The following is an 11,964-nucleotide window of genomic DNA, read 5'->3' as shown; positions in this document are numbered from 1 at the left end:
GAGATGTGCAAATGGGCTGCTGTTTGCAGCTCAGTTTTAAATTATCGCATGAATTCGGGTTTTTACCTAATCCAACCCCGTCATGACATCTTCAGGAAGTGCTCGCGGTAGTGCGCCAGTTCGTCGATCGATTCATGCACATCGGCCAGCGCCGTGTGTTTTTGCTGCTTCTTGAACGCGCTGTAGACCTCGGGGCGCCAGCGTTTGGCCAGCTCCTTGAGGGTGCTGACATCAACATTGCGGTAGTGGAAGAACGCCTCCAGTTTGGGCATGTACTTCACGAGAAAGCGCCGGTCCTGGCTGATGGTGTTGCCGCACATCGGCGCGTTGCCCTTGGGCACGTATCTGGCGAGGAATTCGAGAATTTTTTTCTCGGCCTCGGCCTCGCCCATCGTGGAGGCCTTCACCTTGTCGATCAGGCCGCTGCGGCCATGGGTGTTCTGGTTCCACTTGTCCATCTTGGCCAGTTGCTCGTCGCTCTGGTGGATGACCAGCACCGGGCCTTCGATGCGTGGCTCCAGATTCGGGCCGGTCACGACCACCGCAATTTCGATCAGGCGCTCCACTTCCGGGTCCAGGCCGGTCATTTCACAGTCGAGCCAAACCAGGTTTTGATCGGATTTGGGCAAGGAGGGCGTTGTTTCAAGGATGGCTTCAGACATGCTGGGGATTGTCGCCCAAGCCGCGAGAGCCGCCGGAAATACGCCTAAACTCCGATTCATGTCCTCCTCACTTCTTTTGACGCTGGTCTTTGCTGTCGCGCTGGTCGCCGGCCTGCTGGTGAAATTCTGGCTGGCTTCACGCCAGATCCGCCATGTGGCGCGGCATCGCGATAGCGTGCCTGTTGCTTTCGCCAAGACGGTCACACTGGCCGCCCATCAAAAGGCTGCCGACTACACCGTGACCAAGGCGCGCTTTGGCCTGCTGGAGCTGGCCTTTGGCGCCGCGGTGCTGCTGGGCTGGACGCTGCTGGGCGGGCTGCACGCGCTGAACCAGGCGCTGCTGTCCTGGCTGGGCGGCGGCATGCTGCAGCAGTTGGCGCTGCTGGCGGCCTTCGCGCTGATCGGCGGCCTGATCGACCTGCCGGGTGCGCTGTACCAGACCTTTGTGATCGAGCAGCGCTATGGTTTCAACAAGATGACGCTGGGGCTGTGGCTGGCCGATCTGGCGAAATCGGCGCTGGTCGGCGCCGTCATCGGCCTGCCGATCGTCGCGCTGATCCTGTGGCTGATGGGGGCGCTCCCGAGCAGCCCCTGGTGGACCTCGTGGTGGCTGGTGGCCTGGGCCGTCTGGATGGGCTTCAACCTGCTGCTGCTCGTGATTTACCCGACCTTCATTGCGCCGCTGTTCAACAAATTCAAACCGCTCGAAGACGAGACCCTGAGGAACCGCGTCACCACGCTGATGCAGCGCTGCGGCTTTGCCGCCAAGGGCCTGTTCGTGATGGACGGCAGCAAACGCAGCGCGCACGCCAATGCCTACTTCACCGGCTTCGGCGCCGCCAAGCGCGTGGTGTTTTACGACACGTTGCTGTCCAAGCTCTCGCCCGGCGAAGTAGACGCGGTGCTGGCGCACGAACTGGGCCATTTCAAGCACAAGCACATCATCAAGCGGATCGCGGGCATGTTCGCCCTCAGCCTGGCCGGCTTTGCGCTGCTGGGCTGGCTGTCCACGCGCGTCTGGTTCTACACCGGCCTGGGCGTGAGCCCCAACATGGCTGCGCCCAACGACGCCTTGGCGCTGCTGCTGTTCGTGCTGGCGGCGCCGGTGTTCTCCATCTTTGTCTCCCCGCTGTTCGCGCAACTCTCGCGCAAGCACGAGTTCGAGGCCGATGCCTATGCCGTGGCCCAGACCAGCGGGCAGGACCTGTCCGCCGCCCTGCTCAAACTCTACGAAGACAACGCCTCCACGCTGACCCCCGATCCCCTGTTCGTGAAGTTCTACTACTCCCACCCGCCCGCGTCCGAACGCCTGGCGCGCATGATCACAGGAGCTTCTGCATGAGCACGATGTTGACAAAGAAAGACTGGAGCGCCCAGACCAGGCGTGCACTGAGCGCTACGGAAATAATAGCTCGCCTGGCCACATTGGAGGGCTGGAAACTCAGTGGCGACGGCGCTGCCGTGGCGATCGAGAAGACCTACACCTTCGCCAATTACTACGAGACCATCTCGTTCGTGAACGCCGTGGCCTTCATCGCCAACGCGCAGGATCACCACCCGGATTTGTCGGTGCACTACAACCGCTGCGTGGTGCGCTTCAACACGCACGACGTCGGCGGCATCTCGGTGACCGATTTCGACTGCGCGGCGCAGGTAGACGCGCTGCTGGCCATGCCCGATCCCAAGGCCGCGCCTTGAGCGCAGCCGCGGCGTCCCACGGCGGACTGGTAGTCGCCGGCCATGGCCGGCATTTTTTGGTGGAAACGCCCGACGGCCGGCGCCTGATCTGCCATCCGCGCGGCAAGAAAAGCCAGGCCGTGGTGGGCGATCGGGTGCTGTGGCAGGCCTCGCAGGACGAAGGCACGATCGAGAAGATCGAGGAACGGCGCAACCTGTTTTACCGCCAGGACGAGATCCGCACCAAGTCCTTCGCGGCCAACCTGGATCAGGTGCTGATCCTGATCGCGGCCGAGCCGGAGTTCTCCGAGAGCCAGTTGTCGCGCGCGCTGATCGCGGCCGAGGCCGAGCGCATCACGCCCCTGATCGCGCTGAACAAGAGCGATTTGAAGGAGCCGTTCGAGCGCACCTGGAGCCGCCTCGCACCCTACCGGCGCATGGGCTACAACGTGCTGCCGCTGGCGCTCAAGCCCAAGGCTTCGGCGGACCCAAGCCAACCCCCGGCACGGGCCGCGACGTCCACGCTGATCGATCACCTCAAGGGCAAGACCACGCTGGTGCTCGGCCCCTCGGGCGCGGGCAAAAGCACGCTCATCAACCTGCTGGTGCCCGGTGCGGCGGCGCTCACCGGCGAGATTTCCCAGGCGCTCAGTTCGGGCAAGCACACCACGACCAGCACGACGTGGTACTGGGTCGATGCGGCCAGAGAGACCGCCTTGATCGACTCCCCGGGCTTTCAGGAATTCGGCTTGCACCACATCGACGCCATGCACCTGGCCGCGTTCATGCCGGACCTCAAACCGCTGGTGGCGAACTGCAAGTTCTACAACTGCACGCACCTGCACGAACCGGGCTGCGGCGTGATCGCCGCCATCAAACCAGCCGATAGCCCTGATGGGGTCAGCGAGAGACGCTATAAGATCTATAGTGACCTGTTTGCCGAGTTGAGCCAGTCGAAGTACTGAGCTCAGGCCGCCAAGATCTCGCCCAGCGCCTGCACCAGCGCCTCGCACTGCTGCGGCGTGCCGACACTGATGCGCAGGTACTGCGCCACGCGCGGCAGCTTGAAGTGCCGCACCAGGATGCCGCGCTCACGCAGCGCGGCGGCCAGCAGCGCGGCGTCGCGGCGCGGGTGCCGCACCAAAATGAAATTGGCCCTGGAGGGCAGCACCTCGAAACCCAGGTCTTCGAGCGCCAGCGTCAAGCCTTCGCGGCTGTGCATCACAGCGAAGCGGGTCTGCTCGAAATGCGCGCGGTCCTCATAAGCCGCCACAGCGCCGGCCAGCGCCAGGCGGCTCAAAGGGTAGGAGTTGAAGCTGTCTTTCACGCGCTCCAGCGCCTCGATCAGGTGCCGCTGCCCCGCCGCGAAACCCACGCGCAGGCCCGCCAGCGAGCGCGACTTGGACAGCGTATGCACCACCAGCAGGTTCGGATACCGCTCGATCAAGCTGATGGCGCTGTCGCCGCCGAAGTCCACATAGGCCTCGTCCACCAGCACCACGCGCCGCGGCTGGCTTTGCAGCAGCTGCTCGATCGCCGCCAGCGACAAGGCGCAGCCGGTGGGTGCGTTGGGATTGGCGATCACCACGCCTCCAATGGCCAGCGGATCGGCGCGCGCGTAATCCGCCACCTGGATCTGCATCTGCGCATCCAGCGGCACGACCTCGAAAGCGATGCCATACAGGCCGCAATACACCTGGTAGAAGCTGTAGGTGACGTCGGGCATCAAGAGCGGTCGGCCATGGCGGAAGAAGGCGAAAAACGCGTGCGCCAGCACCTCGTCGGAGCCGTTGCCCGCGAACACCTGGTCGGCATGGATGCCGTGGTACGCGGCCACGGCCTCGCGCAGGGCCGTGGCCCGCGGGTCCGGGTACAGCTGCAAACCCTGGCGCGCGGCCGCCGCGATGGCCTGCACCACCTGCGGCGACGGCGGGTACGGGTTCTCGTTGGTGTTGAGCTTGATCAGGTGGGGAATTTGCGGCTGCTCGCCCGGCACATAGGGCACGAGGCCGCGGATGGCGGGGCTCCAGAAGGTTTCTTCCGGGTTCACGTTTGCTCCAGAATTCATAGCAGGTACCGAACACCCCATAAGGGCTACAGAGTGTTTTGACTCAAGAACGTCGAATATCAGCCGAGCAGCCGTGCCATCGTCAACAGCGCGAGCAGCACCATCCACATCACGACCGAGCGCCAGACCAGTCCGACGATGCTGCGCAGGTGGGCCACTTCCGGCTCGCGCCCCGGTGTGGAAACGCTGTCCTGCTGGTCGGCCGTGGCCTCGAAGCCCGGGTTTTGTGCTTGTGCAAATGAGGCCCTCAAGGCCTCGCCCCCGAGCCGCACGTTGACCGCGCCGGCGGTGGCCGCCAGGATCACGCCATCGTTGTCGCTGGGGAAGCGCTGGGCATAGTTGCGCCAGCCGTCGATGGCCTCCTCGAAGCTGCCGACCACGGCAAAACTCAGTGCCGTGAGGCGCGCCGGCAGCCAGTCCACCACCATCCAGGCGCTGGCCGCCGCGCCTTGCAAGGCGGGGCTGGCGAGCTGGTTCTGGGCATTGCTTTTGTATTTCCAGTAGCGCGACACGAATTCGCTCATGCGGTAGAACACGGCACCGGTCGGGCCCAGGCCAAAGGCCGCCAGCACCGAGTACCAGGCCAGCACACCGAACACATGGCGGTGCGCCGCCAGCACCGAGTATTCGATCACGTGACGCACGATCTCGCTGCGCGGCAGGTCGGCGGCATCGACCTGCTGCCATCGCGCCAGCACGGCGCGGGCCTGCGTCTCATCGCCCTCGTCCAGCGCGTCCCGGATGTCGGTGAAATAGTGGCTGAACTGGCGAAAACCAAGCGTGACATAGAGCACGGCCACATGCCACAACACGGCGAAGGGCCAGCCCAGGCCCCACACCAGCAGCCAGTGGATGCCCAGCGCCAGCAGCGAGGGCAGCACGGTGGCCAGGCTCCAGGCGACCCAGCCATGGTGCGGCTTGCCCGCGTCGAAGTTGCGGCTGACCCAGCGTGCCCACCGGCGCAAGCCGGTATGAAACGGGTTGCCAGGCGCCAATGGACGAACCTGCTCGATCAGCAAGGCGAACAAAATGGCGAAGAAACTCATGGACGCATCATAACGAGGGGAGACAGGCTGGCGCCGGGCCGCCCCAAGCCGGCCTGGGCCCCCTCGGGGGGCAGCGCAGCACGCGAAGCGGCAAGCGTGGGGGCCAACTCTTCAAGCCGACAGGAAGCGGTAAAAGTTGCGCAGCATGCCGGCCGTGGCGCCCCAGATAAAGCGCTCCTTGCCATGGTCCTGGTAGGGCATCGAGAACCACTCGCGGCGCATTCCTTCCCACTCGAAGGCCTGCAGGTGGTGATTCGCCGGGTTCATCAGAAACTCCAGCGGGACCTCGAACGCATCGGCCACTTCGTCCGGATTGGGATGCAGCACAAAGCCCGGGCGCACCAGCGCCACCACGGGCGTAATGATGAAGGCGCTGCCGGTGACGTAGATCGGCAGGGTGCCGATGACCTCGACGTTGCGCTCGTCCAGGCCCACCTCCTCATGCGCCTCGCGCAGCGCCGTGGCGGCGGCATCGGCATCGGTGTCATCGACCTTGCCGCCCGGAAACGCGATCTGCCCCGAATGGGTGGACAGGTGTGCCGTGCGCTCGGTCAACAGCACCGTGGGCTGGTCATGCATGACCACGGCCAGCAGCACCGAGGCATGCGCCGGCAGGCGGTCGGTGAATTTCTTTTCCACGGCCACTTCCGGCTGCCAGCGCGGCGGATGGGCAAAGCGCTGCTGCAGGGCATCGGGTTGCAGCCGCTCGCGGGCCACGGCAGGCAGGCCGGTGTCGATGCGATCCACGGGAATCCGGCGCGGATCGAAATTCGGCAGCCCGGAGAGCGGCATGAAGGGCGTGGAGGACAAGAGGTGCAGGCCTTGAGAAATGAAAAAGGCCGCCATCAGCAAATGCTGCAGCGGCCTCTTGTGCGGGGGAAGCTGGCTTTAGACGGCAGCAGCGGCAGCCTTGGCCCGGGATGGAAGTTTTTCCTTGATGCGCGCCGACTTGCCGCTGCGCTCGCGCAGATAGTACAGCTTGGCGCGGCGCACGTCGCCGCGGCGCTTGACTTCGATGCCGGCAATCAGGGGGCTGTAGGTCTGGAAGGTGCGCTCGACGCCTTCGCCGCTGGAGATCTTGCGCACCGTGAAGCCGCTGTTCAGGCCGCGATTGCGCTTGGCGATCACCACGCCTTCATAGGCCTGCACACGCTTGCGGGTGCCTTCGACCACTTTGACGCTCACGATGACCGTGTCGCCGGGGGAAAACGCGGGGATTTTCTTGCCCAGACGGGCAATCTCTTCCTGCTCTAGAGTTTCAATCAGGTTCATGGTTTCCTCACTCGATCGTGGCCGCGCTGCACTGGAAGGCTTGTCGGCAATCGCTAGGCAATATGCGTCAAAGCGGCCGGCCAGAGGATCGAAAAGCCTTTGATTATAGCAATATAAAGCCGCCGGCCTTAAGCTGGCGGCCAAGGCGCCCCCGCCAGGAAGGCCTCATCCTGCGGGTCCAGCCGCCCCGCGGCGCGGGCCGCCTCGATCAGGTCCGGGCGCTGCCGGGCGGTGATTTCAAGGCGCCAGTCGCGCCGCCAGCGCTCGATCTGTTCATGATGGCCCGACAGCAGCGCGTGCGGCACCTTGCGGCCCGCCCACTCTTCGGGACGCGTGTAGTGGGGGCAATCGAGCAGGCCGTCGAGTTTGGGGTTGAAGCTGTCGAACTGGTGGCTGCCCTCGTCGTGGAGCACGCCCGGCTGCAGCCGCGCCACGGCATCCAGCAGCGCCATGGCCGCAATCTCGCCGCCCGACAGCACAAAGTCGCCCAGGCTGATCTGCACGTCCACATGCGCGTCGATGAAACGCTGGTCGATGCCCTCGTAGCGCCCGCACACCAGCACCGCGCCGGCGCTGGTGGACCAACGCGCCACGCCCGCGTGATCGAGCGGCGTCCCCACGGGCGAGAACAGCACCACCGGGGCGGCAGCGCCGCGCTCGGCCCGGATCGCCTGCAGGCACTGCGCCAGCGGCTGCGCCAGCATCACCATGCCGGGGCCACCGCCAAACGGGCGGTCGTCCACGCGGCGGTAGTTGCCCTCGGCGAAATCGCGCGGGCTCCATAGCCGCAGTTCGATCTGCCCGGATTCGTAGGCGCGGCGCGTCACACCGCTGGCCACGAGAGGCGCAAACAGTTCGGGAAACAGCGTGATGACATCGAAGCGCATGGCGCGATGTTAAAGCCAGCGTCAGTACTTTTCAGTAGTCGAGTTGCCAGTCGACGGTGATGCGCCGCGCCGGCAGATCCACGTTATCGACGTAGGCCGACACGAACGGCACCATCCGCTCCTGTGCCTTGCCGTCCTGCGTGTAGCCAATCACCAGCACGGTCTGCGCGCCGGTGGAGAGCAGCTCCGTCACCTGCCCCAGCGCCACGCCTTCGCGGTTGAGCACGTCCAGGCCGATCAGGTCGACCCAGTAGTACTCGTCTTTGTCGGCGGTGGGGAAACTCGAGCGCGGCACGAAGATGCGCGCCCCCTTGAGCGCCTCGGCGCCCTCGCGGTCGTCGACTTCCCTGGCGCTGGCCACGATGCTGCCGGAGTGCTCCCTGGTCTCGCGCACGCGCAGCAAGGCGGTGCCGCTAAAGGTTTTTGCACCTTTCTCGGACGGCAGCAGATACCAGCGTCTGGAAGAAAAAAGCGCCTCGGGCGAAGCGCTGTGGGGCAGGACCTTGAACCAGCCCTTGATGCCCCAGGCGTCCAGGATGCGCCCGACTTCGATGGCGTCCGCTGGTAATTCAGCGGGTTCCAGGCCGGGCAGCATGCAATGAACCGGAGCGGCTGGCGCGCAAGCCGGCCGGCTTACGCGGCCTTCTTGGCGGCCTGGTTGACCAGGCGATCCACCGTGGGGGAAGCCTGCGCGCCCACGCCCGTCCAGTAGGTCAGGCGATCCTGCGCAATGCGGATGCTTTCCTCGTGGTCTTTGGCGATCGGGTTATAAAAACCGATACGCTCGATGAAGCTGCCATCGCGGCGCGTGCGCTTGTCGGCCACGACGATGTTGAAAAACGGGCGGGCTTTGGAGCCGCCGCGTGAAAGACGAATGACAACCATGATTTATCCTTGGGAACGATTGAAATGGCCCTCAAGCCCTGAGCAACCGTTTAGCAGCCAAATATTCCGGCGTTGAGACACGCAACATGACCACCCGGCCAGTCACACGCTGAAAAGCTCTCCATTATATCGTTTTTGATTCTTATGCCTCCCACCTCCTGCCTGATCCGTCCCAGCCGCAGCGACGATATCGCCGCCACCACGGCCATTTACACCCATCACGTGCTGCACGGTACCGGCACCTTCGAGATCGACCCGCCGACCGAGGCCGACATGACCGCCCGGCGCGCCGATGTGCTGGCCAGGGGCCTGCCCTACCTGGTGGCGGAGCAGGCGGGCCAGGTCATCGGCTTCGCCTATTGCAACTGGTTCAAGCCGCGCCCCGCCTACCGCTTCTCGGCCGAGGACTCGATCTACCTGGCCCCCGGCAGTCACGGCCAGGGGCTCGGCCGCGCCTTGCTGGCGGAACTGGCAGCGCAGGCCCAAAACGCGGGCGTGCGCACGCTGATTGCCGTGATTGGCGACTCGGCCAATGCGGGCTCCATCGGCGTGCATCGCTCGGCGGGCTTTGCGCACGTCGGTGTGCTCAAGTCATGCGGCTGGAAGTTCGACCAATGGCTCGATGTCGTCCTGATGGAAAAGGCGCTGGGTGTGGGGGATTCCCGGCCACCCGACGGGCAGGAAAATCAGACCCGCCATAATCCCGCCCTATGAAAGACAAAACCATCGCCGCATGGCTGGCGTTCCTGGGCGGCCCTTTGGGCCTGCACCGCTTTTATCTGCACGGCCTGCGCGACCTGATGGGCTGGTTGCTGCCAATTCCGACCGCGCTCGGCCTGTATGGCATCGAACGCGTGCAGCAATTCGGGCTGGACGACCAGTGGAGCTGGGTGTTGATTCCGTTTGTCGGCTTCACCATTGCCGGCTGCGCGCTGACGGCAATTGTCTTCGGCCTCATGACGCCCGAGAAATGGAACGCCAGATTCAACGCGGCGGCCGCCGAAGATGCAGCGCCCGGGCACACCAACTGGTTCACCATCGGGGCCATCGTGCTGTCGCTGCTGATCGGCACCAGTGTGCTGATGGCCAGCATCGCGTTCAGCTTCCAGCACTATTTCGAATACCAGATCGAGGAAGCGCACAAAATCAGCCAGTAGCGGCGACTGGTCAGAACAGGCGCCAGCTGACCCACCAGGCGACGGCCGCGACAAAGGCGCTCGCCGGAATGGTGAAGATCCAGGCCCAGACGATATTGCCCGCCACGCCCCAGCGCACGGCGCTGGCACGCCGGGTGGCGCCGACCCCCACGATCGCGCCCGTGATGGTGTGCGTGGTGGAGACCGGAATCCCCAGCAAGGTGGCCAGGAACAGTGTCAGGGCACCACCCGTTTCGGCACAAAAGCCACCCACCGGCTTGAGCTTGGTGATTTTTTGCCCCATGGTCTTGACGATGCGCCAGCCACCGAACATGGTGCCGGCCGCAATGGCCGTGTAGCAGCTCGCAATGGTCCAGAACGGTGGCGAGCTGTCCGACGCCGCCGCGTGACCTGTGGCAATCAGCAGCATCCAGATGATGCCAATGGTTTTTTGCGCATCGTTGCCGCCGTGGCCCAGGCTGTAAGCCCCGGCAGAGAACAGCTGCGCGCGCCGGAACCACCGGTCCACCCTGGAGGGTGTGGCGCGCCGGAACGTCCAGGCGACCGCCACCATCATCAAGGAGCCCAGCAAAAATCCGAGCAGCGGCGAGACAAAAATGAACAGCACGGTTTTCGCGATGCCCGAGCTGACCAGCGAGCCGGTCCCGGCCTTGGCGATGACCGCACCCACGATGCCGCCAATCAAGGCATGCGAGGAGCTGCTGGGAATGCCGTAGTACCAGGTAATCAGGTTCCAGCAGATGGCGCCGATCAAGGCGCCGAACACCACGTGCACATCCACCACGCCCGGGTCGGCAATGCCTTTGCCCACCGTCGCCGCCACGCTCAGGTGAAAAACAAAGAGCGCCAAAAAGTTGAAAAAAGCCGCAAACACCACGGCCTGACTCGGCTTGAGCACCCCGGTCGAGACCACGGTGGCAATGGCATTGGCCGCATCGTGAAATCCGTTCAGGAAGTCAAAGACGAGCGCCATCGCCACCAACAGGACAACCACCCACACCGCCACCTGAACCGTCGCCATGTGCGGTCCCGGCTCAGGAATTTTCGAGGACGATGCCCTCGATCATGTTGGCGACGTCCTCGCACTTGTCGGTGATGGTTTCCAGCAGCTCGTAGATGGCCTTGAGCTTGAGCACCTCGCGCACATCGGGCTCCTCGCGAAACAGCTTGCTCATGGCCGAGCGCATCACGCGGTCGGCATCCGACTCGAGCCGGTCGATTTCCTCGCAGGTCTTCAAAGCCGCCTCGGCGTTGCCGGATTCAGCAATCTTGTCGAGCAGCCTGACGGCGTCGCGCACACGCTCGCAGCACTTGACGCTCAGATCGGTCAGGCGCGTGATCTCCTCGGTCATGTGGTGCACGTCGTACAGCGCCATGGTCTCCGCCGAGTCCTGGATCAGGTCGGCCACATCGTCCATGGTGTTGATCAGCGAGTGGATCTGCTCGCGGTCGATCGGCGTGATGAAGGTCTTGTGCAGCGCCTTGTTGACCTCGTGCGTCACACGGTCGGCGGCACGCTCGGCGTTGTCCACGTCCTGGTTGTACTTCTCGCGCAGATGCAGGTCGCTGTAATTGGCCACCAGTTTCGCAAAGGCGTGGGCGGCCTCCACGATCCGGTCGGCATGCTGGTTGAACATTTCGAAAAAATTACCTTCGCGCGGCAACAACTTTGCAAACAGCATGGTTCTATCCTGGAATATTGGCGGAAATGTGGCGCTCTGTGACGGGCGAGAGTTTAACCGCCGCTCTATCGCTGCCTTGCGCGAGGCGCCCGATCCGGTGCAAAACGCCCCGGTGCAAAACGCCCGTCCTGGCAGCGCGGCACATGGGGCTGTGGGGCGAATCAGGGATTTCACAAGCGCTGAATGGCTTGCGCGCTGACGCGGCGCAACTGCGCGGCGCTCACGCGCTGCGGCGCAATTTCTGCCAGCGGCACCAGGACAAAGGCGCGAGCCGCCATGCGCGGGTGCGGAATCGTCAGCGCCGGGCCTTGCAGCTGCGCATCGCCGTACAGCAGCAGATCGAGGTCCAGCGTGCGCGGGGCATTGCGGTAGGAACGTTCACGCCCGGCGCCCTGCTCCAGTTGTTGGAGCTGCTGCAGCAGCAGGGGTGCGGGCAAAGCGGTAGAAACTTCCACCACGGCGTTGATGTAATCCGGGCCGCTCGCGTCGACCGGCGCGGTGCGGTAGAGCGACGAGCGGCGCGTCACCTTCGTGTCCGCCAAACTCCCGATGGCGTCCATTGCCTGCCTAACTGAGGCCGCAGCGTCGCCCAGGTTCGCACCCAAGGCCACGTAGGCGGTAACACACT

General features: G+C 64.4%; 16 protein-coding genes. 5 read left to right on the top strand and 11 right to left on the bottom strand.

Translation table 11 applies throughout. From position 1 onward, the window contains the following. Window positions 1-80: 80 nt before the first annotated feature. Window positions 81-662, bottom strand: coding sequence for an oligoribonuclease (gene orn, locus B0E49_RS03055; protein ID WP_077560479.1), 582 nt, complete (start codon window positions 660-662; stop codon window positions 81-83). Between the two features lie 58 nt (window positions 663-720). Here orn and B0E49_RS03050 point away from each other — a divergent pair, with 58 nt between their 5' ends. Genes B0E49_RS03050 through rsgA form a run of 3 tightly spaced genes read left to right on the top strand, consistent with a single transcriptional unit; the run spans window position 721 to window position 3,304 of the window. Continuing rightward, complete coding sequence (locus tag B0E49_RS03050; protein ID WP_077560478.1) at window positions 721-2,004, top strand: M48 family metallopeptidase; 1,284 nt, start codon at window positions 721-723, stop codon at window positions 2,002-2,004. Continuing rightward, a complete protein-coding gene (locus B0E49_RS03045; RefSeq protein ID WP_077560477.1) occupies window positions 2,001-2,360 on the top strand; it encodes a 4a-hydroxytetrahydrobiopterin dehydratase in 360 nt (119 codons plus the stop codon). The genes B0E49_RS03050 and B0E49_RS03045 overlap by 4 nt, the downstream gene beginning before the upstream one ends. After that, complete coding sequence (gene rsgA, locus B0E49_RS03040; protein ID WP_502688694.1) at window positions 2,303-3,304, top strand: ribosome small subunit-dependent GTPase A; 1,002 nt, start codon at window positions 2,303-2,305, stop codon at window positions 3,302-3,304. The genes B0E49_RS03045 and rsgA overlap by 58 nt, the downstream gene beginning before the upstream one ends. Window positions 3,305-3,306: 2 nt before the next feature. Here rsgA and hisC read toward each other — a convergent pair whose 3' ends face one another. The 7 genes from hisC to rpsP all read right to left on the bottom strand — a co-directional run bounded on the left by hisC (window position 3,307) and on the right by rpsP (window position 8,497). Then, window positions 3,307-4,407 (bottom strand): histidinol-phosphate transaminase, encoded by a 1,101-nt coding sequence (gene hisC / locus B0E49_RS03035; protein ID WP_077560475.1) that lies wholly within the window; start codon window positions 4,405-4,407, stop codon window positions 3,307-3,309. A 59-nt stretch (window positions 4,408-4,466) separates the two neighbouring features. Continuing rightward, complete coding sequence (locus tag B0E49_RS03030; protein WP_077560474.1) at window positions 4,467-5,453, bottom strand: CobD/CbiB family protein; 987 nt, start codon at window positions 5,451-5,453, stop codon at window positions 4,467-4,469. Window positions 5,454-5,564: 111 nt separating this feature from the next. Continuing rightward, window positions 5,565-6,245, bottom strand: coding sequence for a CoA pyrophosphatase (locus B0E49_RS03025; protein WP_077560613.1), 681 nt, complete (start codon window positions 6,243-6,245; stop codon window positions 5,565-5,567). 96 nt (window positions 6,246-6,341) lie between these two features. Further along, window positions 6,342-6,725, bottom strand: coding sequence for a 50S ribosomal protein L19 (gene rplS / locus B0E49_RS03020; RefSeq protein ID WP_077560473.1), 384 nt, complete (start codon window positions 6,723-6,725; stop codon window positions 6,342-6,344). 128 nt (window positions 6,726-6,853) lie between these two features. Then, a complete protein-coding gene (gene trmD, locus B0E49_RS03015) occupies window positions 6,854-7,612 on the bottom strand; it encodes a tRNA (guanosine(37)-N1)-methyltransferase TrmD (RefSeq protein ID WP_077560472.1) in 759 nt (252 codons plus the stop codon). 31 nt (window positions 7,613-7,643) lie between these two features. Continuing rightward, the gene (gene rimM / locus B0E49_RS03010) at window positions 7,644-8,207 is read right to left on the bottom strand and encodes a ribosome maturation factor RimM (RefSeq protein ID WP_077560471.1); all 564 of its coding nucleotides are present in this window, start codon (window positions 8,205-8,207) and stop codon (window positions 7,644-7,646) included. Window positions 8,208-8,245: 38 nt separating this feature from the next. Then, complete coding sequence (gene rpsP, locus B0E49_RS03005; RefSeq protein ID WP_077560470.1) at window positions 8,246-8,497, bottom strand: 30S ribosomal protein S16; 252 nt, start codon at window positions 8,495-8,497, stop codon at window positions 8,246-8,248. Between the two features lie 144 nt (window positions 8,498-8,641). On the opposite strand from rpsP, the gene B0E49_RS03000 reads away from it, so the two are divergent. Then, window positions 8,642-9,211, top strand: coding sequence for a GNAT family N-acetyltransferase (locus tag B0E49_RS03000; RefSeq protein WP_077560469.1), 570 nt, complete (start codon window positions 8,642-8,644; stop codon window positions 9,209-9,211). After that, window positions 9,208-9,654: a TM2 domain-containing protein gene (locus B0E49_RS02995; protein ID WP_077560468.1), complete on the top strand. Its 447-nt coding sequence runs from the start codon at window positions 9,208-9,210 to the stop codon at window positions 9,652-9,654. The genes B0E49_RS03000 and B0E49_RS02995 overlap by 4 nt, the downstream gene beginning before the upstream one ends. Before the next feature lie 10 nt (window positions 9,655-9,664). On the opposite strand, the gene B0E49_RS02990 is transcribed toward B0E49_RS02995, so the two are convergent. The 3 genes from B0E49_RS02990 to folK form a co-directional block, all read right to left on the bottom strand. After that, entirely contained in the window at window positions 9,665-10,675 is a 1,011-nt protein-coding gene (locus B0E49_RS02990) for an inorganic phosphate transporter (RefSeq protein WP_077560467.1), read from the bottom strand. Window positions 10,676-10,688: 13 nt separating this feature from the next. Continuing rightward, entirely contained in the window at window positions 10,689-11,336 is a 648-nt protein-coding gene (locus tag B0E49_RS02985) for a DUF47 domain-containing protein (RefSeq protein ID WP_077560466.1), read from the bottom strand. Window positions 11,337-11,506: 170 nt separating this feature from the next. Next, the gene (gene folK / locus B0E49_RS02980) at window positions 11,507-11,947 is read right to left on the bottom strand and encodes a 2-amino-4-hydroxy-6-hydroxymethyldihydropteridine diphosphokinase (RefSeq protein ID WP_353647339.1); all 441 of its coding nucleotides are present in this window, start codon (window positions 11,945-11,947) and stop codon (window positions 11,507-11,509) included. Window positions 11,948-11,964 lie beyond the last annotated feature (17 nt).

The organism is Polaromonas sp. C04, assembly GCF_002002705.1.
Taxonomy (GTDB): domain Bacteria; phylum Pseudomonadota; class Gammaproteobacteria; order Burkholderiales; family Burkholderiaceae_C; genus Rhodoferax_A.
This window is presented reverse-complemented; position numbering and strand designations above follow the sequence as displayed.

Coding starts and splice junctions, on each gene's coding strand:
- orn (WP_077560479.1), bottom strand. CDS start 662: ATGTCTGAAGCCATCCTTGAAACAACGCCCTCCTTGCCCAAATCCGAT.
- B0E49_RS03050 (WP_077560478.1), top strand. CDS start 721: ATGTCCTCCTCACTTCTTTTGACGCTGGTCTTTGCTGTCGCGCTGGTC.
- B0E49_RS03045 (WP_077560477.1), top strand. CDS start 2,001: ATGAGCACGATGTTGACAAAGAAAGACTGGAGCGCCCAGACCAGGCGT.
- hisC (WP_077560475.1), bottom strand. CDS start 4,407: ATGAATTCTGGAGCAAACGTGAACCCGGAAGAAACCTTCTGGAGCCCC.
- B0E49_RS03030 (WP_077560474.1), bottom strand. CDS start 5,453: ATGAGTTTCTTCGCCATTTTGTTCGCCTTGCTGATCGAGCAGGTTCGT.
- B0E49_RS03025 (WP_077560613.1), bottom strand. CDS start 6,245: ATGCCGCTCTCCGGGCTGCCGAATTTCGATCCGCGCCGGATTCCCGTG.
- rplS (WP_077560473.1), bottom strand. CDS start 6,725: ATGAACCTGATTGAAACTCTAGAGCAGGAAGAGATTGCCCGTCTGGGC.
- trmD (WP_077560472.1), bottom strand. CDS start 7,612: ATGCGCTTCGATGTCATCACGCTGTTTCCCGAACTGTTTGCGCCTCTC.
- rimM (WP_077560471.1), bottom strand. CDS start 8,207: ATGCTGCCCGGCCTGGAACCCGCTGAATTACCAGCGGACGCCATCGAA.
- rpsP (WP_077560470.1), bottom strand. CDS start 8,497: ATGGTTGTCATTCGTCTTTCACGCGGCGGCTCCAAAGCCCGCCCGTTT.
- B0E49_RS03000 (WP_077560469.1), top strand. CDS start 8,642: ATGCCTCCCACCTCCTGCCTGATCCGTCCCAGCCGCAGCGACGATATC.
- B0E49_RS02995 (WP_077560468.1), top strand. CDS start 9,208: ATGAAAGACAAAACCATCGCCGCATGGCTGGCGTTCCTGGGCGGCCCT.
- B0E49_RS02990 (WP_077560467.1), bottom strand. CDS start 10,675: ATGGCGACGGTTCAGGTGGCGGTGTGGGTGGTTGTCCTGTTGGTGGCG.
- B0E49_RS02985 (WP_077560466.1), bottom strand. CDS start 11,336: ATGCTGTTTGCAAAGTTGTTGCCGCGCGAAGGTAATTTTTTCGAAATG.